Annotated in this window: 22 protein-coding genes; all 22 read right to left on the bottom strand. The window is 50.1% G+C overall.

Features of this window, described 5'->3' with window-relative positions; all coding sequences use genetic code 11:
- Positions 1-40: 40 nt before the first annotated feature.
- Positions 41-1,489, bottom strand: a complete 1,449-nt coding sequence (locus tag CV944_RS10070; RefSeq protein ID WP_100664120.1) for a PTS mannitol transporter subunit IIBC — start codon at positions 1,487-1,489, stop codon at positions 41-43.
- 138 nt (positions 1,490-1,627) lie between these two features.
- Positions 1,628-2,131, bottom strand: a complete 504-nt coding sequence (locus tag CV944_RS10065; protein WP_100664119.1) for a PIN domain-containing protein — start codon at positions 2,129-2,131, stop codon at positions 1,628-1,630.
- A complete protein-coding gene (locus tag CV944_RS10060; RefSeq protein WP_227412591.1) occupies positions 2,124-2,420 on the bottom strand; it encodes a UPF0175 family protein in 297 nt (98 codons plus the stop codon). The genes CV944_RS10065 and CV944_RS10060 overlap by 8 nt, the downstream gene beginning before the upstream one ends.
- Positions 2,421-2,540: 120 nt before the next feature.
- A complete protein-coding gene (locus CV944_RS10055; RefSeq protein ID WP_100659015.1) occupies positions 2,541-4,004 on the bottom strand; it encodes a CoA-acylating methylmalonate-semialdehyde dehydrogenase in 1,464 nt (487 codons plus the stop codon).
- A gap of 201 nt (positions 4,005-4,205) precedes the next feature.
- The gene (locus tag CV944_RS10050) at positions 4,206-5,393 is read right to left on the bottom strand and encodes an iron-containing alcohol dehydrogenase (protein ID WP_100659014.1); all 1,188 of its coding nucleotides are present in this window, start codon (positions 5,391-5,393) and stop codon (positions 4,206-4,208) included.
- A 279-nt stretch (positions 5,394-5,672) separates the two neighbouring features.
- Positions 5,673-7,385: a sigma 54-interacting transcriptional regulator gene (locus CV944_RS10045; protein ID WP_369806432.1), complete on the bottom strand. Its 1,713-nt coding sequence runs from the start codon at positions 7,383-7,385 to the stop codon at positions 5,673-5,675.
- Between the two features lie 298 nt (positions 7,386-7,683).
- Positions 7,684-7,806: a hypothetical protein gene (locus CV944_RS17865; RefSeq protein ID WP_255407699.1), complete on the bottom strand. Its 123-nt coding sequence runs from the start codon at positions 7,804-7,806 to the stop codon at positions 7,684-7,686.
- Positions 7,807-7,877: 71 nt separating this feature from the next.
- Entirely contained in the window at positions 7,878-8,879 is a 1,002-nt protein-coding gene (locus tag CV944_RS10040; RefSeq protein ID WP_100659012.1) for a C-terminal binding protein, read from the bottom strand.
- A 61-nt stretch (positions 8,880-8,940) separates the two neighbouring features.
- Entirely contained in the window at positions 8,941-10,089 is a 1,149-nt protein-coding gene (gene dgoD / locus CV944_RS10035; RefSeq protein ID WP_100659011.1) for a galactonate dehydratase, read from the bottom strand.
- 4 nt (positions 10,090-10,093) lie between these two features.
- On the bottom strand, positions 10,094-10,750 hold the full coding sequence (locus CV944_RS10030; protein WP_100659010.1) for a bifunctional 4-hydroxy-2-oxoglutarate aldolase/2-dehydro-3-deoxy-phosphogluconate aldolase: 657 nt from the start codon (positions 10,748-10,750) through the stop codon (positions 10,094-10,096).
- 11 nt (positions 10,751-10,761) lie between these two features.
- Positions 10,762-11,718 (bottom strand): sugar kinase, encoded by a 957-nt coding sequence (locus CV944_RS10025; RefSeq protein WP_100659009.1) that lies wholly within the window; start codon positions 11,716-11,718, stop codon positions 10,762-10,764.
- Positions 11,719-11,768: 50 nt separating this feature from the next.
- The gene (locus CV944_RS10020; RefSeq protein WP_100664118.1) at positions 11,769-12,935 is read right to left on the bottom strand and encodes a UxaA family hydrolase; all 1,167 of its coding nucleotides are present in this window, start codon (positions 12,933-12,935) and stop codon (positions 11,769-11,771) included.
- Entirely contained in the window at positions 12,907-13,227 is a 321-nt protein-coding gene (locus CV944_RS10015) for a UxaA family hydrolase (protein WP_063192768.1), read from the bottom strand. The genes CV944_RS10020 and CV944_RS10015 overlap by 29 nt, the downstream gene beginning before the upstream one ends.
- A 48-nt stretch (positions 13,228-13,275) precedes the next feature.
- Positions 13,276-14,232, bottom strand: a complete 957-nt coding sequence (locus CV944_RS10010; protein ID WP_013145105.1) for a U32 family peptidase — start codon at positions 14,230-14,232, stop codon at positions 13,276-13,278.
- 49 nt (positions 14,233-14,281) lie between these two features.
- Complete coding sequence (locus CV944_RS10005; protein WP_100659007.1) at positions 14,282-15,196, bottom strand: dihydrodipicolinate synthase family protein; 915 nt, start codon at positions 15,194-15,196, stop codon at positions 14,282-14,284.
- A gap of 14 nt (positions 15,197-15,210) precedes the next feature.
- A complete protein-coding gene (locus CV944_RS10000; protein WP_100659006.1) occupies positions 15,211-15,831 on the bottom strand; it encodes an urease accessory protein in 621 nt (206 codons plus the stop codon).
- Positions 15,832-15,834: 3 nt separating this feature from the next.
- Positions 15,835-17,070, bottom strand: coding sequence for a nickel pincer cofactor biosynthesis protein LarC (gene larC, locus CV944_RS09995; RefSeq protein ID WP_100659005.1), 1,236 nt, complete (start codon positions 17,068-17,070; stop codon positions 15,835-15,837).
- Positions 17,067-17,876 (bottom strand): nickel pincer cofactor biosynthesis protein LarB, encoded by an 810-nt coding sequence (larB, locus tag CV944_RS09990; RefSeq protein ID WP_100659004.1) that lies wholly within the window; start codon positions 17,874-17,876, stop codon positions 17,067-17,069. The genes larC and larB overlap by 4 nt, the downstream gene beginning before the upstream one ends.
- A complete protein-coding gene (gene larE, locus CV944_RS09985) occupies positions 17,873-18,697 on the bottom strand; it encodes an ATP-dependent sacrificial sulfur transferase LarE (protein ID WP_011231451.1) in 825 nt (274 codons plus the stop codon). The genes larB and larE overlap by 4 nt, the downstream gene beginning before the upstream one ends.
- A 106-nt stretch (positions 18,698-18,803) precedes the next feature.
- Complete coding sequence (gene gucD, locus CV944_RS09980; protein ID WP_100664117.1) at positions 18,804-20,270, bottom strand: alpha-ketoglutaric semialdehyde dehydrogenase GucD; 1,467 nt, start codon at positions 20,268-20,270, stop codon at positions 18,804-18,806.
- A gap of 20 nt (positions 20,271-20,290) precedes the next feature.
- The gene (locus CV944_RS09975) at positions 20,291-21,190 is read right to left on the bottom strand and encodes a fumarylacetoacetate hydrolase family protein (protein WP_100664116.1); all 900 of its coding nucleotides are present in this window, start codon (positions 21,188-21,190) and stop codon (positions 20,291-20,293) included.
- A gap of 70 nt (positions 21,191-21,260) precedes the next feature.
- Positions 21,261-22,037, bottom strand: coding sequence for an IclR family transcriptional regulator (locus CV944_RS09970; protein ID WP_100659001.1), 777 nt, complete (start codon positions 22,035-22,037; stop codon positions 21,261-21,263).
- Positions 22,038-22,129 lie beyond the last annotated feature (92 nt).

The following is a 22,129-nucleotide window of genomic DNA, read 5'->3' as shown; positions in this document are numbered from 1 at the left end:
ACGCAGGGGGAACGCCATTTCCCCTGCGTTTCATGCCGATTTACGCGTTCTTTTTCAATTGTTCAATCAACTCATCGTACTTCGGGCTGTTTAAGAAGTTTTCGACCGATACGTGGTAGGCGTTCGGCAATTTTGCTTTTGCACGGTCGGTTAAATTTTGATGGGTGACGACGATATCGGCGTCGGCCGGCAGCTGGTTGATCGCCGTGTTCGTGACTTCAATGTCAAGGCCGGCTTTTTGCATTTTGTTGCGCAAAATCGATGCTCCCATCGCACTCGACCCCATTCCGGCGTCACAGGCAAACACAATTTTTTTCACCCGGCCAGGAACGGCTTGCGCCACCGCTGGCGAAGCCCCTTCATTTTGTTGCAGCGCGGCAGCCACTTGGCTCTTTTTCCCTTTCAGCTGCTCCATTTTCTCTGCTGCTTTCGCCAAATCTTCTTCCTCTTCGGATTGTTTCGCCGCTTTTAAGAAAATCGAAGCGACGAGGAACGACACCGCTGCAGCGACGAACACGCCGGCTAGCACGCCGAAATAATTCCCTTTCGGCGTCATCGCCAGCAAGGCGAAAATGCTTCCCGGCGACGGCACCGCCACCAGCCCGGCGTTGAGGATGGTAAACGTGAACACCCCACTCACGCCGCCCGCCATGGCTGCCAAAATCAAAATCGGTCGCATGAGAATGTACGGGAAGTAAATTTCATGAATCCCGCCAAGGAAGTGGATAATGACTGCCCCCGGCGCCGATTGTTTCGCCATCCCCTTGCCAAACAGCCAATACGCGAGCAAAATGCCAAGTCCTGGACCTGGGTTCGTCTCGAGCAGGAACAAGATCGATTTTCCCGTTTTCGCCGCCTGCTCGACGCCAAGCGGGCTTAAAATGCCGTGGTTGATCGCATTGTTCAAGAACAGCACTTTCCCTGGCTCGATGAACAAGTTCGCCAGCGGCAACAAATGCCAGTCAATGATTTTTTCCACTCCCGCTGCTAATGTTTTGCTGATGAGCGAGATGACCGGGCCGACTCCTTTAAAGGCGAGCAGCGTCAACACGCCGCCGATAATCCCGGCTGAGAAGTTGTTGACAAGCATCTCAAATCCTTGCTTCACTTTCCCTTGGAACAATCCATCCACTTTTTTGATCACATAACCGCCAAGCGGCCCCATGATCATCGCGCCTAAAAACATCGGAATGTCCGAACCGACGATGACTCCCATCGTCGCCGTCGCCCCGACAACGCCGCCGCGGACGTCATACACCATTTTGCCGCCCGTATAGCCAATCAACAGCGGTAACAAATACGTAATCATTGGCCCGACGAGCTTGGCAAACGTCTCGTTCGGCCACCAGCCCGTCGGGATAAATAGGGCGGTAATCAGCCCCCAGGCGATAAACGCCCCGATATTCGGCATAATCATGCCGCTCAAATAACTGCCAAACCGCTGAATCTTCACGCGGAAGCCTGTTTCGTTTCCGGTTGTATGCGTCATAACGTCGCTCCTCCTTTTGCTTGACTGTACCTTTATCTTAAAACGCTTACAACCGGCCTTCAATGAGAAGTAAACGCGATTTTGTCAAGGGGGTTGTTGACAGGGGTTAAAAAAGAAAACCCCGCGCGGCGGGCGGGGTTACAGCGTTTCTTCTGCCAACGACAACGCCTCTCGATAGAGACGTTGGGAGAGATAAAATCCATTTTCAAGCAAAGTGTCTAACAGCGGCTTGACTTCCGCTATTTTCCTGTTTTTCTTTCCCAGAATCAAAACTCCGATTGTACCGATAGGCCGTAAAAGGAATTGTTTCGACAATGATCTGGCAGCATGCTCATCAATCACAACGACTTGAGCACCAAGTTCTTTCGCTCCAATAATAACTTCTAACTCCCCGGCATGGAATTTTCCATATAAACTTTCAACAAGGCTGCGATTTTTTACATGGTATAGTCGAAACACCCCCTCGCTGACCAATCGTTTGAGCTCCTCTTTTCCATAATGGCGTGGGGCATGGTGATGAACAATTTCTTGATAGACAGCTTCCGGAACATATACTTCATCAAATAGTTCAGACAAAAGAGTCAATTGACCAACGATCGACAGACCTATAATCGGTGTAGAATTAACCGTAACCCTACTCATTGTGATCCCTATTTTCTTTGCTCAATTTTTGCACCGTGTCCCAATCATCTTTGATGTGTTCCTCCGTATATTCCATCCAAGGAATCGCCTTCGAACGCAATACATCGATAAATTCCCCTAAGGATTTTCCTGCCAATTCAGCCGCTTTCGCCAGCGTCACCTGTTTTCCAACAAACAAACCAATCGCCAATGAAAGCTTTATTTTCGCCTCAACGGTGCTGCCTTCCAATTCATTAATGGCGGGCAAAAACTCTTTCGGCAAGTTCACCTGAAAGTAGTCCATGGCCATGAAACTCACACCCTTTTTTATTTTATTCTATCACACTTCGCGCCTTTTGAATGCCGTCACGACTCAGTGTGAGGTGATAAAAAAGCAGCCCGAATCCAAGCGGGCTGCTTCATTGTTTTCCTATTCATATCTCGCCGTCACCATTTTCTTTCTCGTATAAAACTCGACGCCGTCGCGGCCGTTGGCGTGGAGGTCGCCATAGAACGAGTTTTTGTAGCCCGAGAACGGGAAGAACGCCATCGGCGCCGGGACAGCGACGTTGACACCAAGCATGCCGGCATCGATTTCTTCACGGAACTGGCGGATCGCTTTGGCGCTGTCCGTGTAGATGCAAGCGCCGTTGGCGAATTCCGACCGGTTGGCGATCTCAATCGCTTCGTCCAAGTCGCGGGCGCGGACGACGGACAGAACCGGGGCGAAAATTTCATCCGTCCAAATCGTCATGCCCGGTTTGACATGGTCGAAAATCGTCGGGCCGATGAAGTACCCTTTTCCGCTTGTCGCCGAGTCGCGGCGGCCGTCGCGGACAAGGAGCGCCCCCTCTTTTTCGCCGATTTCGATGTATTTGATCGTCCGCTCTTTATGCGACTCGCGGATGACCGGGCCTAAAAAGACGCCTTGGTCGAGCCCGTTGCCGATTTGGATGCGGTCAGCGGCTTCTTTGAGCCGTCTCACTAGCTCATCAGCGATATCGCCCACAGCAACGACAACGGAGCATGCCATGCACCGCTCACCTGCCGAACCGAACGCGGCGTTGATGATGTTCGTCACCGCCATGTCGAGGTCGGCGTCCGGCATGACGATCGAATGGTTTTTCGCGCCGGCGAGCGCCTGAACGCGCTTGCCGTGAGCGGCGGCTGTTTTGTACACATATTCGGCGACCGGCTGCGAGCCGACGAACGAGACGGCTTTAATGTCTTTATGCTCCAGGATGCCGTTGACCACCTCGTGCGCTCCGTGGACGATATTGAGCACCCCTGCCGGCAGGCCGGCTTCGGTGAACAGCTCTGCCAAACGGTTGGCGAGCATCGGCGTCCGCTCGGACGGCTTCAGCACGAACGTATTGCCGCAGGCGATGGCAAGCGGAAACATCCAGCACGGCACCATCATCGGGAAGTTAAACGGCGTAATGCCGGCAACAACGCCAAGCGGGTAGCGGTACATGCCCGATTCGATGCCGGTCGCGATATCCGGCAGCTGTTGGCCCATCATAAGCGTCGGAATTCCCGCCGCAAATTCGACGCACTCAATACCGCGCTGCACTTCGCCGTATGCGTCTTCGTACACTTTGCCGTTTTCCAATGTCACAAGGCGGGCAAGCTCCTCCCAATGCTCGACAAGAAGCTGCTGATAGCGGAACAAAATGCGGGCGCGGCGCGGAACGGGCACTTTGCGCCATTCGCGGAACGCTTCTTTCGCAGCCGCCACCGCCGCATCAAGCTCCTCGCGCGAAGAGAGCGGCACTTTCGCCAGCACTTCTCCTGTCGCCGGGTTCGGCACGATTTCTTCTTTTCCGGATGTTGATGCGACCCATTGGCCGCCGATAAAATTTTTCAATGTTTTCGTTTCGGTCACGGAACTCATGGATGAAACCACCTTTCTAGTCGATCTTTCAAAAGATTGGTTCATGAACGCACACAAGGGCTATGGATGATCGACGAGCGCTTCCTTTCGCGGAAACGGCCGGCGGGCTGAACGCTTCCAAAAAGCGGCGTTCTTTGCTGTCCGTTTGCTGCTGGTCGCTGTCATGCGTCCTGCAATCGCCATCCCAGCCGTCGGACTCATTTACGAACTTACGGTTTTGGTGTCGTACTGATAGTCATAACAATAATGGTACAAGGCGACGATTTCCTCATGGGTCGGCACTTTCGGATTGTTGCTTGGACTGCCGCTCGCGAGCGCATCGGCCGCCATTTTATCAACCGCTTTGTCAAACGCCGCTTTGTCGATGCCCCACGTTTTCATATTCGGAATGCGCAAATCGCGGCAAAGCTGTTTCACTTCTTCAACAAGCGCCTCAGCTGCTTCCGTATCGGAAACGTCTTTGAGCGGCGGCTTGATGATTCGGGCGATCACCGCCAATCGTTCGATAGCGCTGTCTTTTGTAAACTCCAGCACCCCCGGCAGCAACATCGCGTTCGATACGCCGTGCGGCACGTGGAAAAGCGCGCCGATCGGCCGCGACATGCCGTGCACAAGCGTCACCGAGGCGTTGGAAAACGCCATGCCGGCTTTCATGGCGGCGATCGCCATTTTTTCCCGCGCTTCGATGTCTTGACCGTTTTCATACGCCCGGCGCAAATGACCGACGATCGCTTCGATGGCAGAGAGCGCCAGCGCATCGGTCACCGGGTGGGCGCGTCGGGAAATGTACGCCTCGATCGCATGGCAGAGGGCGTCGACGCCCGTGGCCGCGGTGACGGACGGCGGGCACGAAACCGTGAGCAACGGGTCGACGATCGCCACGGCTGGAAGCAACGCCGGTTGAGAAATCATCATTTTGACATCCGTCTTCGTATTGATAATGACCGTTACTTTCGTCACTTCCGAACCCGTTCCGGCCGTCGTCGGAATGGCAATGAGCGGAAGCGGCTTTTTGACAAACCGTTTCTGATTGCCGACATAATCGCCAATCTCCCCTTCATTTGTCATCATGACGGCGACCGCCTTGGCGGCGTCAATGCTGCTGCCGCCGCCGATGGCGATGACGACATCGCACCGCTCGCTCCGGCAGACGTCAAGCGCCTCTTTCACATGCACATCCGTCGGCTCGCTGTCGACTCCTGTATACTTCACAAACGGCAGCCCTGCTTCTTGCAAATATTGCGCGCAGCGGGCAACCACCCCGATGTTTTCCATCACCGGGTCGCTGACGATGAGCGCTTTTGTCCCAAATGCCTTCGCCTGTTGGCCCACCTCCCCCAACGTTCCGCGTCCATACACCACCCGGCTTGGCATGAGCAACTCGTACACCTTTTCTCCCCCTTTTTGGCAGCGGTTTCACGATCATCTATAAGCAAGTTTCGTGCCAACGAAAAAAAGCACAAACAGCAGGAAAAACCGTTGTCTATTCCCGAGCGTTAACAGACACTTTCCCGACATCCACCGCACATTCCAGACATTTCCCAGACACTTTTATCCTCACCCGCCTGGAGCTCCCAACGTGTCGGTGCAATCCAAAAGGTCCGCCGCATTCTCCCGCTCCTTGGCAGCCAACAATGAAAAAAGAACCAACAGCACCACCGCCGTTGGCTACAATCCGTACTTTTTCAGCTTCTCGTATAACGTCGACCGGTGGATGCCGAGCCTTCTCGCTGCTTCTGCCTTATTGCCGCCTGCGGCGACGAGCGCCGCCGCGATGCGCTCCCGCTCCGATTGATAGACCATTTCCTTCCATTGGTCAGCGATGTTCACACCGCCCGGCAAAGAAACAGCCGCTGTCCGAATGGTTGACAGATAAGGCGGCAAGTGGCCGCGTTCCACGTTCTCCCCTTCGACCATGCTGATGAGCCACTCGACCACATTGACGAGCTCACGGATGTTTCCCGGCCACGAATAGCTGACCAGCACCTCCATCGCCTCTTTCGCAAACGACTTCGGCGCGACGCCAAACTGCCGGCACATCCGTTCCATATGGTAAGCCAACAGCGCCGGAATATCCGTTTTCCGCTCGCGCAGCGGTGGGAGATGAATGCGAATGATGTTCAAGCGGTAAAACAAATCTTCCCGGAACGTTCCATTCCGCACCATCTCCTCGAGCGGCTTGTTCGTCGCGGCAATAATGCGCACGTCCACCACGGTTTCGTATAGCCCGCCGACTTTTTCCACCTTTTTCTCTTCCAAGACGCGCAAAATTTTCGCCTGCATGGCAAGCGGCATATCGCCGATTTCATCCAAAAACAGCGTCCCCCGATGGGCGAGTTGAAACTTGCCGGGCTTGCCCCCTTTTTTCGCACCGGTGAACGCCCCGTCCTCATAGCCGAACAGTTCCGCTTCCAACAACGACTCAGGGATGGCGGCGCAATTCACGCTGACAAACGGTCCGTCCGCATGCGGCCCAGCTTCATGGATCGCCCGCGCCACCACCTCTTTCCCCGTTCCGCTTTCACCGGTAATGAGCACCGTCGACGGCACGCGCGCCGCCCGACGAATCATCTGCTTCACGGCTGCGATCGCTGGGTGGCGGCCAATGATGCGCTCGATTCCTTTCAGGGCAGAAGCGGCCGTCTCCTGTGGTTTCGCTTCCGTCCCTTGCTTCTCCTTCCGGCTCGCCTCACGTGACAGCTCCTGCAGGCGGCGGAAAATTTCGTATACTTCCGATACCCCTTGGAAAATAAGCATCCCGATCGCCCCGATCACCTTGCCGTCGCGCCAAATCGGAATGCGGTGCACCACCATCGGCTGGCCGTAAATCTTTTGGATGTATCCGCGTTCAGGAATGCCGGATTGAACGCAAATGTGCAAACGGGTGTTTTCGATCACGTCCGTCACGTGCTTCCCGACCGCTTCTTCGCGGCGGATGCCGAGAAACTGGCAATACGCCCGGTTGATTTCACGAACCACGCCGTCCTCATCGACGACAACCACCCCTTCGTACGCCGCATCCAGCACCGTTTTCATCGTCTCGGCCAGACGGTGCGTTTCCTCCAGTTCATGCCGCAATCGTTCCAACTCGGCAGCCGAGGTGGAGTCGACTTCCATGTTCATTGTCTCTGCGCCGCTGTCTTCGTGTTCTGCTTCTTCCAAAAACGCTGCTAGGACATCCCTAATCAGGGTCGTGCGGTCTATCTCGCGCGCTGCTGCCCATAGCAGCATCCACTGTGTGCACCGCCCGATCGTTCGGCCGTGCTCATCGATGACATCAACAGCGTCCATCGTATGCGCCACGAGCAGCTCCATCGCTTCCCGCAATGTTTGATGGCAGTAAAGTACTATCGTTGTACCTTGACCGACCGTCATCGCCATTCCCCTTCCGCTATTCTCTCTTCACGTACCGTTCGCCGTTTGTCCCCAAAATCCTTCTTTTCTTTTTCTTGAAAATCATGGAGGACAAACGGTCTTATCAAAAATGAGCTGGCCTAAAGGGGAGCTTCTCCAGAATATAGTGATGTTCCCTTGCAGCACAAAATACACAATAATAAGTTCATTCCGAATAAGAAGAAAAGGGTGTCCCGCTGCTTCTGAGACACCCTCCTCTTGTTTCAATTTTTTAAGTGACATCCGCCATCTCTGCGTCTTCTCCGTCCCGCTTCGAACGACCTGTTCAATCGAGGCCGCCGGCGACGCTCAGCTCATAACGCCGGGAAGCAGGCGCTTGCCGCAACAAGACCGTGCAAAGTTCAGCAGTCGCTGTTTTCGGTTTTCGGCTGTTCGGCCGCGGTTCCAACCTCCCTCATTCAGCACGCCCTTGAATCGAAGTACCGGTTTTCAGATCGACTGTCCTAAGGAATGATGTCCTTATACGAATTGCTTTTCTTTCAACTGGACTTTTTCTTTTACACGAGGGTTGACGAAATAGTTCGGATAATGCCCGGACAGTACATCGGCGACGTTTTGGGCGGTTTTCCGTTTCAACTCCCGTTCGGATTCTTCGGAATACCAAGCGACGTGCGGCGTAATCACAACATTCTCCATCCGAAGCAGAGGGTTGTCCGGCTGAATCGGCTCGCATTCGGTCACATCAAGCCCGGCGCCGGCAATTTTTCCGTCTTGCAAAGCCCGAATGAGAGCCGATTCATCGATGACCGGACCGCGGGCCGTATTGACGATGATCAATTCCTTTTTCGCCAGGTTGAACTGTTCGTCGCTGATCATGCCTTTTGTTTCTTTCGTTAACGGCGCATGGACGGAAATATAGTCCGATTGCCGGAACAAGTCGTTTAGCCCTACAAGCTGAACATTCAGCTCGTTTGCCACTTCTGCCGGAACGTACGGGTCATAGGCAATGACATGCAAGCCGAAAGATTGGGCCTTTTTCGCCAACGCTTGCGGAATTCTTCCCAATCCCACAAGACCGAGCGTTCTCCCCCGCAGCCGGTAAATCGGCTTGCCGACATTAAAATTCCATACCCCGTTTTTCACTTCGTGGTTTAACTTTACAATTTTGCGGGCTAACGAAAGCAAGAGCGCCAACGCATGGTCCGACACCTCGTCCACCGAATAATCTGTTACATTGGCTACAATAATCCCTTTTTCGGTGGCGGCATCCACGTCAACGGTATTGACGCCGACCCCATACCGGGAAATGACTTTGCATTTCTCCAGCTGAGCGATCACGTTTGCCGATATTGGCGCATATTGGTTAATGATGGCATCAGCATCCTTGCAGGCGGCAATGACTTCTTCCTCGGTGCGGCACTGGGCGGCGACAAACTCCACGTTAAGAGGAGAAAGCACCTCTTGCTCGGGCGCTAATGTTTGGAATTCATAGTCTGTCACCACAACTTTGAATTTTTTCATATTGTTCCTCCCCCGCTCTTTTAAAAAATGTAAAAGCCATCTGCTTGCCATTGCGCTGTTCCTACCATTCGGCCACCGAACCATCGGCATGACGCCAAATAGGATTTTTCCAGTTGTGTCCTATAGCTGCCATTTCTCTCACATACTCTTCATTAATCTCAATTCCTAGTCCGGGCCCTTGCGGAATTTTGACATACCCGTTTTGATACTCAAATACAGAAGGATCGACTAAATAATCAAGGAGATCGTTCCCTTGATTGTAGTGGATGCCAAGGCTTTGTTCCTGGATAAAAGCGTTATACGACACCGCATCCACTTGCAAAGAGGCGGCCAACGCAATCGGGCCTAACGGGCAATGCGGCGCCAATGCGACATCATACGCCTCAGCCATTGTTGCAATTTTCCTTACTTCTGTAATCCCGCCGGCGTGGGAAAGGTCCGGCTGAATAATATCGACATACCCTTCTGATAAAACGGTTTTGAAATCCCATCGCGAAAACATTCGTTCTCCGGTCGCGATCGGGATATTTGAGTGCCTAGCGATTTCCCTCAATGCTTCATTATGTTCCGGCAGTACCGGTTCTTCGATAAACATCGGGTGGTAGGGTTCAAGCTCTTTGGCCAACATTTTTGCCATCGGCTTGTGAACACGGCCGTGGAAATCGATGCCGATTCCGAACTCCTTGCCCGCCGCTTGGCGCACGGCAGCCACCCGTTCGACTGCTTCCTCAATCTTTTTGTACGAATCGATATATTGCAGCTCCTCTGTAGCATTCATTTTTACTGCTGTAAACCCCGCTTCTTTTGCTTTTTTAGCCGCTTCGGCAACGTCGCTTGGTCGGTCGCCGCCGATCCAACTGTAAACCCGAATACGATCGCGAACCGGACCGCCAAGCAGTTGATGAACGGGGACATTGAAGTATTTTCCTTTAATATCCCAAAGCGCCTGATCAATTCCGGAAATGGCGCTCATCAAAATAGGCCCCCCGCGGTAAAACCCTCCCCGATAAAGAACGGTCCAATGCTCCTCAATCGCCAGCGGATCCTTTCCAATTAAATAGTCGCTCAGCTCTTCCACCGCCGCGCGCACAGTGTTCGCCCTTCCCTCGACAATCGGTTCACCCCATCCGGCAATTCCTTCATCTGTACTGATTTTTAAAAACAGCCAGCGCGGCGGGACAAGAAACGTCTCGAATTTCGTAATCTTCATTCCCTTATTTCTCCTCTCTTTCCGCTGCGTTTCTCACCGTCTCTACAAATTTCTTTGCTGTTTCCCTGAGAAGATCAAACCGCCCCTCCTCAATAACCTGTTTATTTAATAGAGCACTGCCGACCCCTACAGCCGTGGCACCGTTTCGGATAAACGCCCCCGCATTTTCCAACGTAACGCCGCCGGTTGGCATGAGCGGAATATGACCTAACGGCCCGCTCAGCTCTTTAAAGTATTGAGGTCCTAAGGAGCCAGCCGGAAATACTTTTAACAAATCAGCCCCCATTTGATAAGCCTTGACGATTTCCGTCGGCGTCATCACGCCTGGGATGGAAATTTTCCCGTACCGGTTTGTCACCGAGATCGTCTCCTCATCAAAAATAGGGGAAAAAATAAAGTCCGCACCAGCCTCAATCGCCCGCTTAGCCGTTTCGGCATCCAATACAGTCCCGGCTCCGACAATCGCTTTTGCGCCGAACGTCTCCTTCAGTTCGGCAATCATTTCGAAACCGCCGGGAGTGTCGACCGTCACCTCGAGCACCTCAACCCCCCCGGCGACAAGCGCCTCGGCGATTTGAAAAATTTGCGACCTTTTCGGCTTTCGAATCACCGCCACTAATTTTGAATTTTTCAACCGGCTAAGATGATCAATCTTATCCATCTCTTTCCCCCCTACCGCCTTACATCCGCATGACGAACACCTTGCAAAAATTCTTCCAACTCTTCCTTGTTCGGCAGCCCTTCCACATCCCCGTTCGTTCCAACGACAATGGCTCCGACGGCATTCCCGCGCCTCACCGCCTCGGGAATCGGCTCATTCCGCAACAGTCCGCTGATCACTCCGGCCGCGAACCCGTCGCCCGCCCCGACCGGATCCACAACCTGCGGCACGGCAAAACCTTTGACATATCCGTGTTCGTTTCCGAACCGATAATACGCCCCTTGCTCCCCTAGCTTGATAATGACGAGCTTTTCATTTCCGAAGAAGCTGGCGATTTCTTCAGGCGTGTTCCGTCCCGACAGCCATTTTCCTTCGTCAAGCCCCGGCAAAATGACATCCGCCTCAACGGCCATCTGAAGCAGCACAGGCCTTGCCTCCTCCACCGTCCAAAGTTTCAGCCGGATGTTCGGGTCAAAAACGATTTTCACCTTATGCCGTTTGGCGATATCGATCGCCTTAAAAACCGCTTCCCGGCATGACGGACTCAGAGCTGGGGTAATCCCTGTCACATGAAGGAATTTGGCACGAGCGATATACTCCTCATCAAGATCGCCTGGGGACAGTAAACTCGCCGCCGAGTGTTGGCGGTAATAGTAGACTTTTATATTGGTTGGCGAGCGGTTTTCCTTAAAGAAAATCCCGGTCGGAGCTTCATCCGTATAAATGCATCGGGACGTGTCGACCCCTTCGCCCCTGATCAATTTGTGGATGTATCTTCCAAACGGGTCATTCCCAAGTTTGCTGAACCACCCGACAGAATGGCCGAGCCTTTGCAATCCGATGGCAACATTCGATTCTGCTCCCCCAATTTGCTTCGAAAAATTGTTGCTATACTCAATTGGGGTCATGGCTTCAGATGTAAATAAAACCATCGTTTCTCCAAACGTGACGACATCAAGCGTCTTCATGATGAGTCCCTCCACATATTCACTTTCATCACAACAGTCCGGAACATAGGTTAAAAGGTCGGCCCAATTCTCCAAATGCCGAAATCATGCTGTTTTAAGATTTCGGATTTAGTCAGCTTCCCTGAGGCCGTCAGAAGCAATTCGTCGAAAATTCTCTGCCCCACCGATTCGAGCGATTCTTTCCCCTCAATGATCGTACCGGCGTTGACATCCATATTTTCTCTCATTCGCTCAAACATCGGGGTGTTCGTCGCGATTTTGATCACCGGCGCAATCGGCGATCCGGTTGGCGTGCCGCGCCCACTCGTAAACAATACGATCTGCGCCCCGCCAGCAACCATTCCTGTCAGCTGCTCAATATCATGCCCCGGAGTGTCCATCCAAACGAGCCCTTTTTTTGTCGGACGCTCAGCATAATTGATCAGCTCTTGCAAAGGTCTCGTTCCAGCTTTGGCTGCTGCTCCAAGCGATTTTTCTTCGAGAGTGGTGAGTCCCCCCTTTCGGTTTCCAGGGCTTGGATTCCCAGTGCGGATGTCCACTCCCATCATAATGGCCCGTTTCTCCATGGCCTCAATTACCTCGTATACTCTTTTCGCCACCCGGTCATCGACCGCCCGGTTGGCCAAAAGATGTTCTGCCCCGATCAGCTCGGTCGTTTCTGCCAGGATGACGGTCCCTCCTCGGTCAACAACCATATCGCTGACATACCCAACGGCCGGATTAGCTGAAAGCCCGGAACACGCATCCGACCCTCCGCACTCTGTTCCGACGATCAGCTCGCTGATATCAAACGGCTCACGCACTAAAGCCGAAGCATCTTGCACCATTTTGGCAGCGATTCTCGCCGCCTCGGCGATGGCGCCCAATGTTCCGCCATGGTCTTGAATGGATACAAGCTCAACCGGTTTGCCGCTTTTCGCAATTTCTTGGGCCACGCTTCTCCCTTGATGGGTTTCACAGCCAAGCCCCATCACCACGACGCCGTATACATTTGGGTTCGCTCCCATGCCGACATACGTGCGAAACGTCTGTTCATAATCCACGCCGACTTGGGCGCATCCGTGCTGATGGATGAAAGACACCGTGCCGTGGATCAGCTCCGTCACTTGTCTTGCCGCCTGAGTAGCACACACAATGGTCGGTAAAATGAGCACATGGTTTCGAACTCCCACCCGTCCATCAGGACGTCTATACCCCCAAAATTGAGCGTTTTCCATGCTTTCGATCTCCCCTTCCCCTTTTTCCTTCCACGTTATGGACGTGAACGTGCTCTCCTTCGGCAATATCATTCGAAGCAACCCCGATTACTTCCCCATACTTTAAAACATCTTCTCCTTGTTTGATTGGCACAATGGCAAACTTGTGTCCAAACTCAATAGGTTGCTTTATGGTGATGTCCTGTTCCCGGTTTTGATAGGTAATTTTTACGACGCTTCCAGCTGGAATAAAATCCAAGGCAGTGGCGACGTTGTCTTTTGGGTTTAAGATTACGAAACGATAGGGCGACATTGTATCCCTCCCTCTAGAAATGTTGATCTATCAAGGCTCCTTTCCTACTTAGACCTTGGCATTTTGCACGCCTGTCACTGGAACGCCTAACCCTTCAGCGCCTAATTTTGACGTAACCGCTTCCGGATAATATTGTTCAACGATCCGCATTCCTAGCGCCGCCCGACGCACTCGTTCCCGACATAATTCAATGTTCACCGATTCCAAGTGTTTCCCGGATGGATAGACGTCTGGATGGTTGCGCAAACCGAACTTAATATAAACAGGCGCCAAAATACGGATGATCTCAGGGATCTCATAATGTCTAATGAATCCACCGAATCCGTCGGGTACTTCTACGTACACATCAAGAGGAAGGTTAACCGTCTGGCGGATCGCTGCCAGCTTCGGCAAAGTTAAGGCAGTCGGAACGTTATATGTGTCAGCCCCCAACTGCTCCATCAGCTTAATTGATACCGGATTTGAGGCCATCATTTGTACCGACACCTTGATGACAAAGTTTTGCGGCAATATCCCTCGATGTTTCATTTCTTTTGTTAAAAGCAACAACCCTTCATCTGCCACTAAAGCCCCTCTTACTCCTAACTGGGCTGCTCGTTTCAGGTCCTCAATAGCATAAACTAGCTGATCCATTCCTTCATGGCGAAGCCCAGCCGCTTTTCCAGAGGAAGTGAACGGCAACGCACTGATGTCCCAAGTGCCCCTCGGGCCGACGAACAGGCTGAGTTCAATCCCCCGGCTCGCGCACATTTGACACATATCGCTGATCTCCTCATCTGTCAAGAGCATGATTCCACTTCCCTGCGATACTCGGTGAATCGTGACCCCTAGACGATCCGCTTCCTCAAGCACCGCCTCAAGCGCCCGCGGCCCTTCAACGCTCGGAATCTCCACGCGATATTGTGCCCCATCGGGGAAGCGTTTGGCGGAAGTAGGAAGATCGTAACAGTCACCACCTGGATAACCTAGCGATTCAAGAAACTCTCGTGTTTCCTTCATAAACATGTTGACCACCCCTTCATTTTCTATGTAGCCATTCTGAAAACGCTCTTTTCTATTTTCTTACTTTGTTTATATGAAGATTATGTTTATTCAGAAACATATGGACACGTTCTTTCAAATCCGCGCACTCTTTTAAAGGCAGCCTCAGTGCTGTCTGCCGACCTAAAATCAACTGATGAACGGCCTCTTTAATCGCAAGAAACAGCGGTTGAGAAAGCTCGTAAATCTCCATAAGCTGCAAAATCGATGCGTTTACCCTGAACGTCTCTTCATATTGTTGGGCTTGAAAGCTCTCAAACAGCCTGACGGACAGCTCGGGACAAAACACAGCCGTACCGTTGATAGCGCCGGCAGCCCCCATTTGCAAGGATGGAAAAAGAAGATCGTCAAAAGCGGCAAACACGACGAAATCCTTTCTCTGTTCCTTAATGCGGATCAACTGGCGAATATGTCCTAGTTTCTCTGTCGTGTCTTTAATTCCAGCAATATTTTCCTGATCCAATGCGAGCCTCAACACAAGATCCGAAGACAAATCCTGCCCAGTCAGCAATGGGATATTGTAAATCAACAAAGGGATACGAATGCTTTGAGCCACGCTTATATAGTAGTCATATAGCTGGCGCTCCGTATATTTCCAATAAAACGGGTTAACAACGAGTACACCGCTCGCTCCGATCGATTCAGCATGTTGTGATAAAGAAATTGTCTCCTTTAGCGATGTCGACCCTGTGCCAATGAGAACTGGAACACGTCCATCTATGTATCGTATCATCCGCTCCGCAAAATTTTTCCTCTCTTCGGTCATCAAAGTGGAAAACTCCCCTGTGCTTCCCATATAGAGCAATCCGTGAACGCCTCGCTCAATCAAGTAGTCGGCGAGAAGATAATTTGCTTCCCAATCAAACTCGCCTTTCTCATTGAATAAGGTGACAACTGGAGGAATAATACCTTTCAAGTCATAAGACATTTTTGTTTCCCCTTTCATATATGGCAGTATAAATAATATCCTCCAAAACAAAGGCTGGCCAATGCTGTTGTAAACTCCAGCGCTTTCCCTATATTGAGACGCGCCCTGCCCAGCACAATAGGAAGCGCTAAAGCAGTAGTAAAACAAGCCATTCCAATAATGGTTCCTGCACCAAAAACCAAAATGTATAAAGCCGCGACAGCAACATTATCTACTGTTGACAAAACGAAAATGGTTAAAGCTACACTTCCTGCTAGGCCATGTATTCCGCCAATCGCGATCGATTTAGCGTAGATCATGTTATTTACTTTATCCAAAGAAAGATAACCACTTCGTCTATTCATGGCAAACAACGAGCTTCCCCCTAAATAAACAAGCATCATCCCAACCGCGATTTCAAAACCTGATTCAATTTTCGGAGGAATTTGAAATTTGAGCACAATAACCAACAAACCAACCATAATCAAAACGAAACTATGACCTAATCCCCAACATACACCCGCTAATAAAGAACGAAACAAACTTTTGCTTTTGCTTGCAATAGTTGAAACGGCTATCACGTGATCCGGCTCGAAAGAATGCTTTATCCCCAACAACAGACCAGCTATTAACGTTGAAACGACCCCTGCCTCCATTCGTCATTCCCCTTTTATCCTTCTTCTAGCCTGTTCCGCAGCTTCTGCATAAACGTCTAAAAATGCTACCTGATGAGTGAGGGCTGCTTCCTTCACATCCTCATACTCCGGCATCTGCCTGATCACCTTTCCCTTGTGTATAGCCTGTTTAACGCGAATATTTCCGTACAATGTAGCAACGGTCACAACGTCTCTTTCTAAAACCTCTCGCACCCAGATATCTTTTCGAATGCCAAGAGTCGTTGTCTCTTTCAGCATAAATTGCTCGCACTGCTCTACATGAGTTGCTGAAGTCAAAACCGTCAAAAGAACACCGGGACGGTTTTTCTTCATAAAAACAGGAGTATAAAATACATCAAGCGCTCCTTTTTGAAAGAGCCCATCCATCACATATCCAAGCACTTCTCCTGGCATATCGTCCAGCTGACACTCAAGAATATAAACCGTCTCTTCTTTCGAATGGGATAACGGCAGACTATCCAATCTTGTATGAATCCTCTCCCCGATTACTACCCGCAACACGTTTGGTTGATCGGGCAAGTCACGTGTTCCAGCACCGTATCCAACTGCTGATATTTTCATTGATGGAATTGGTCCGTATGAATTCACTTGACTTTTGATAATCCCAGCCCCAGTCGGAGTCGTCAATTCAAACGGCAAATGGTTAGAAATGACTGGCACGCCCTGAAGAATTTCTAACGTTGCCGGGGCTGGAATGGGATATATGCCATGTGCACAACGAATGGATCCGTATCCTAACGGGACAGGTGCAGAAACAATATAGTCGACATGAAGTTCCGTGAGTGCAATCGCTGTAGCGACAATGTCAACAATAGAGTCAACAGCTCCAACCTCGTGAAAATGAACTTTTTCAATGGGAATGCCATGGATTTTTGCCTCTGCAACAGCAATACAATGAAAAATTTGTTCGCTTCGTTTTTTGACTTCCACGTTTAATTCCGAACGCTCAATCATATCGACAATATCTGAATAATGCCTATGAGCATGATGTCTTTCATGATCATGACTATCCTCGATGTTCTCTAGCATAATGACATCGAATTTCGTAGCAGAAATCCCTTTTTTCATCACCTTGCCCCATTGCAATTGATAACCTGACAGAGGTAATTTTTTCAGTTCCACCTCAATTTTCTCCGGTGGCACGCCCGCATCCACGAGAGCGCCCACCATCATATCGCCGCTGATTCCGGAAAAACAGTCCAAGTACAAAATCTTCATTTTTCTTCTCTCCCTAACGTTTTGGCCTCAGCAACAGCCTGCTCAATAACGGCCATGACTGTAGCAGCATAATACCCCGCACCAAACCCGTTATCAATATTCACGACGGAAACACCGCTTGCACATGAATTCAACATAGTAAGCAAAGCTGAGAGCCCTCGAAAGTTTGCACCATATCCAACACTTGTAGGAACAGCGATAACCGGTTTGGAAACAAGTCCACCGACCACACTCGCGAGTGCTCCTTCCATCCCAGCAACTACAATGACGACACGGGAACGTTCAATCATCTCGATTTTGTCGAGTAATCGGTGAATACCCGCAACGCCTACATCATATATTCGCTTTACTTCGCACCCTAATAACTCAGCCGTTACCGCCGCCTCTTCAGCAACAGAAAAATCTGATGTCCCCGCGCTAACAACCGCTATATAACCTGGTTTTTTTATTTCGACATAATCATGAGAAATCCAATAAAAAATATTGCAATCATTCCGATACTCAAAATGTTCCGTTGGATAACGTTCCTTGAGGTTGGCCGTCAGGTAAGAAGCTTTCTCTTGATCAACGCGTGTAGCAACCACCTTTTTATGAAATCTCATTAATCGTTCAAAAATACCAAGTAAATGCTCCCTTGATTTCCCTTCTCCAAAAATGATCTCCGGAAATCCTTTTCTTCGCTCCCGCTGAATATCTAATGTGGCATATCCGAGATGATCATAGGAGGCTAGGGTTCGATATGCTTCCTCTACCGAAATGCTCCCTTCTTTTAACCTGTTCAGCGTTTCTTTTATAACCTCGCTCATTTCACCATTCCCTTTTCTAACATCTCATTCATACTTCCAGATTTATATCCTCTAAGATCAAGGGTCACATATAAAAAACCTAACTCTTTCAACTTGTTATAAATCGTTTGACGATGCCTGATCACCATTTCCATCTCTTCAGGCAACACTTCGATTCTCGCTATTTCTCCATGGTGACGAACACGAATCTGACGGAAGCCGAGATTGAAAAGGAATTCTTCAGACTGGTCCAGTTGCTCGATTTTCTCTTTTGTAATTTTTTGTCCATAAGGAATACGAGAAGATAAACAAGCGAACGACGGTTTATCCCATGTTTCCAGGCCCATTTCTTTCGATAAAATTCGAATCTCTTTCTTGTATAGCTCCGCTTCTTGAAGAGGACTCCGAACCCCGAGCTGCCTAGCTGCCTGAAGCCCTGGACGATATTCCCCTAGATCATCCATGTTGGAGCCATCAACAACAGTGTAAGTCTCACTATATTTTCTAGCTAATTCTCCTAAATGGGTGTATAAATTGTTTTTGCAGTGGAAACAGCGATAAAGATCATTTTTGACAAAGTCCTCATTCTTGAGTTCATTAATTTGAATTTTTATATGTTTAACCCCTATTTGCTCCGCCAGTTTAGTTGCATGTTGCACTTCACGAGTTGGAAATGTTTCCGAAACAGCAGTCACGGCAAGCACCTGATCGCCCAGTACCTCTTTTGCCATTGCCAATAAAAACGTGCTATCTACCCCGCCGGAAAAAGCAACTAATACATTTCCCATTCCCTTAAGAATATGGATGAGCTGCTCTCTCTTCTGCAATAAATGTTTCTCCAACCCACTCTCCCCCTTTCCGTTGTCATTGTCCATAAAACTATTCGGTGAGAAGGTGTCCCCTAGTAATGGGACACCTATGTGCTATTCTGTAAAACCTATTGCTTAATTAGGCTTTCACAAATACAGTTTTGATTGTTGTGAAAAACTCAATGGCCGCCTGTCCTTGTTCCCGAGAATGTGAGCTTGATTGCTTCATTCCGCCAAACGGTGCTTGGTACTCAACCCCCGCTGTTTCTGCGTTGACTTTGACCATTCCCGCCTCAATATCCTTAATGAAGTCAAGAATATTCCCAATGTTTTTCGTATAGATCGAGGCGCTCAGCCCATATTCTGTATCGTTGGCCAATTCAATCGCCTCCTCAATGCTGTCGACTGGAATCAACACCAATACTGGGCCAAAGATTTCTTCGCGGGCAATCGTCATTTGAAGGTCGACCTCTTCAAAAATCGTCGGCTCGACGTAAAAACCATTGGCCAGTTCGCCTTCTGTACATCTATTGCCTCCATAAATCAATTTGGCGCCTTCAGCTTTTCCCTTTTCAATATAGGATAAAACCGTATTAAGCTGCGATTCACTGGCGCATGGCCCCATCCACGTTTCAGCATCCATGCCATTCCCGATTTTCAGCTGTTTCACCCGTTCAAGAAGTTTTTCTTTAAACGGTTCGTACACTTCCCGCTCAATAAAAACGCGGCTTGTGGCTGTACATTTTTGCCCCGTTGAGCGCAAACCACCGCTGATCGTCCCCTCAACAGCGAGATCCAAATCGGCGTCTTTGGCCACAATAACCGGGTTTTTCCCCCCCATCTCGAGCTGGTATTTGGCCCCGCGCTCAAATGCCGCTCTTCCGACTTGTTTTCCAACCGTGTTGGAGCCGGTAAAGGTGACGCCATCAACATCTGGATGGTTCGCGATCCCTTGACCAATGACGGATCCAGAACCGCACACCATATTGACGACCCCTTTCGGGAAGCCCGCTTCATGGAAGCATTCAATCACTTTCGCCGCTGTCACAGCTGTTTCGCTTGCCGGTTTGAGCACGACCGTATTTCCGTACACAAGCGCCGGCGCCATTTTCCAGATGGGAATGGCGACAGGGAAATTCCATGGCGAAATGACCCCGACAACCCCAAGCGGAACACGGGTCGTAAACATCAACCCCTCACTGTCGCTCGATGGGATCACATCGCCCACTTTCCGCGCTCCTTCACCCGCATAGTAACGCAATATATGAACGCCCCTCATCGTCTCCGCTTTTGCCTCGGCCAAAGTTTTTCCCATTTCTCTTGTCATCGTTTCGGCAATGTCCTCAAGGCGCTGCTCTAAAAGAAGCGCCGCTTTATACAAGTACTCTCCTCTCTCGATCCCAGATCGCTTCCACCACGATTTCTGCGCCTGTTTGGCCGCAGCTACAGCCGCGTTTAAATCTTCCAGTGTCGAACGCGGAACATACCCGACAATGTCATTTCGATTTGCTGGATTGATGCTCGGTTCGACGTTCTTGCTCACCGAACCGACCCAACTACCATCAATGTAGTTTAAATACGTTTTGATTTCTGTTTGCACAGCCATCTTTTCTCCCACTCCCTCTTTTATTTATTAGCAATAGTTTGTTTTACCGGCGATTTTACTGGATTAGATAACACCCCGATCCCGGGAACCTCAATTTCAATTCGATCCCCATCTTCAAGGGTAAACTGATTCGGCGGAACAATACTTGTTCCCGTCAATAATACCGTACCATCAAACACCTCATTGTCGCGAAGCAAAAAAGATACTAGCTCATCGTATCTTCTTCTCAACTGTCTTGTATTGGCGCTTTCCTCAACAACAAGTTGGTCGTTGCGGTAAATGCGACAAATAATTTGCAAGTTATATGGGTCTTCCACTGTCTCCGCTAATCGGATCGCCGGCCCAATGGCGCACGAATGTTTCCATATTTTTGCCTGCGGCAAGTACAATGGATTTTCCCCCTCGATATCCCGGCAGCTCATGTCGTTTCCAATCGTATACCCAACGATTTCCCCTTCTCGGGTGATCACCAGTCCAAGTTCCGGCTCAGGAATTTGCCAGTTGGAATCACTGCGCAAATACACGGGGGCATTCGGGCCAATCGTACGCGCCGCAGTTGATTTCAAAAAGAGTTCCGGCCTTTCCGCGTTGTATACCCGGTCATAGCACGTTTCCTGGCCCGCTGCCTTCTCGACCGTTTCATAGTTTCTCGCCTCACGGCTTTTCTCGTAGGTGACGCCCGACGCCCATACCTCAGGGGCGACAATCGGCGCAAGCAAATTCAATTCCCCTATCTCTTTGTGGATCCCTTGTTTTCCGCTAATCAGCGTTTGAATATAGCTGACAGTCGATATTTGGCGGTGTTTTGCTTCGCGAACCACCTCCATCAAATCGCGGAACGGGAGCGGATACACGATATGATCATCGGTAACCGCGGCGACTATCTCCTGTGAATCTTCTAAGTAGCGAATAATTCTCATAACCCTCTCCCCTTACTGTTTTATATTAAAAAACTCTGTTTTATCATCTTGTCAGAAAGAAGCCGCTTCATTACACAGATAAACGGCTAGGGCTCATATACCCCATTTCTTTTGAGATCTGTTCAGCCGCATTTTGCAGCAGCTGGATTTCTTCCTCGAGCACGGTGTCCGTTATTTTCGCCGAAGGCTGAGAGATGCTGATCGCCGCAATCACATTCCCAGAATGGTCGCGAATCGGAACAGCCACACAAGTGATCCCTGGTTCGTTTTCTTCTTTGTCGAGCGCATAGCCGTTATTCCTTACGTTCTCGAGCTCTTTCAAAAACTCCTCTTCGTTCGTGATCGTGTTTTCTGTGTGGCGCTTATAAACGTAGCCGCGCAGTAGTTCTTTCAGTTCCTGATTGCTTTTGAAGGCGACAAGCACCTTCCCTACTGCGCTGCTGTGAATCGGAACTCTTCTCCCGATTCTGGAGTACAGCACCGTCCCAGATGTTCCTTCGACTTTGTCGATATAAATGCCTTCTTTTCCATCCAAAATCACCAAATGAACCGTGCTCCCCGTTTTAATGGAAAGATCAATTAAATGCTTTTTGGAAATAGAGCGGATGTCAAGATGACGAATGACGAGGTTTCCCCGCTCAAACAGCTTCATTCCTAATCGATATTTCCCATTCTCTGGGTTCTGCTCAATATAATGATGGTGCTGCAGCGTTTTCAACAGTGAATGCACCGTGCTTTTGTGAAGCTGCATCCGCTCGCTGATATCAGTGATTTTTAACTCTGTTTCGTATTCATCAAATAAGTCTAGAATACGGAGAGCACGATCAACTGCCTGAATTAATGGCAATGCTTTCACCCTCTTTGCTAGAATTCTTATGACCTGGGCAACTGAGAAATTCGTCTTAACTTTATTATAATACAGGAGGGTGAAAGGCATAA

The organism is Geobacillus sp. WSUCF-018B, assembly GCF_002809985.1.
GTDB classification, from domain to species: Bacteria; Bacillota; Bacilli; order Bacillales; family Anoxybacillaceae; genus Geobacillus; species Geobacillus thermophilus.
The sequence above is the reverse complement of the archived record's forward strand: the minus strand, read 5'-3'. Positions and strand labels throughout refer to the sequence as shown.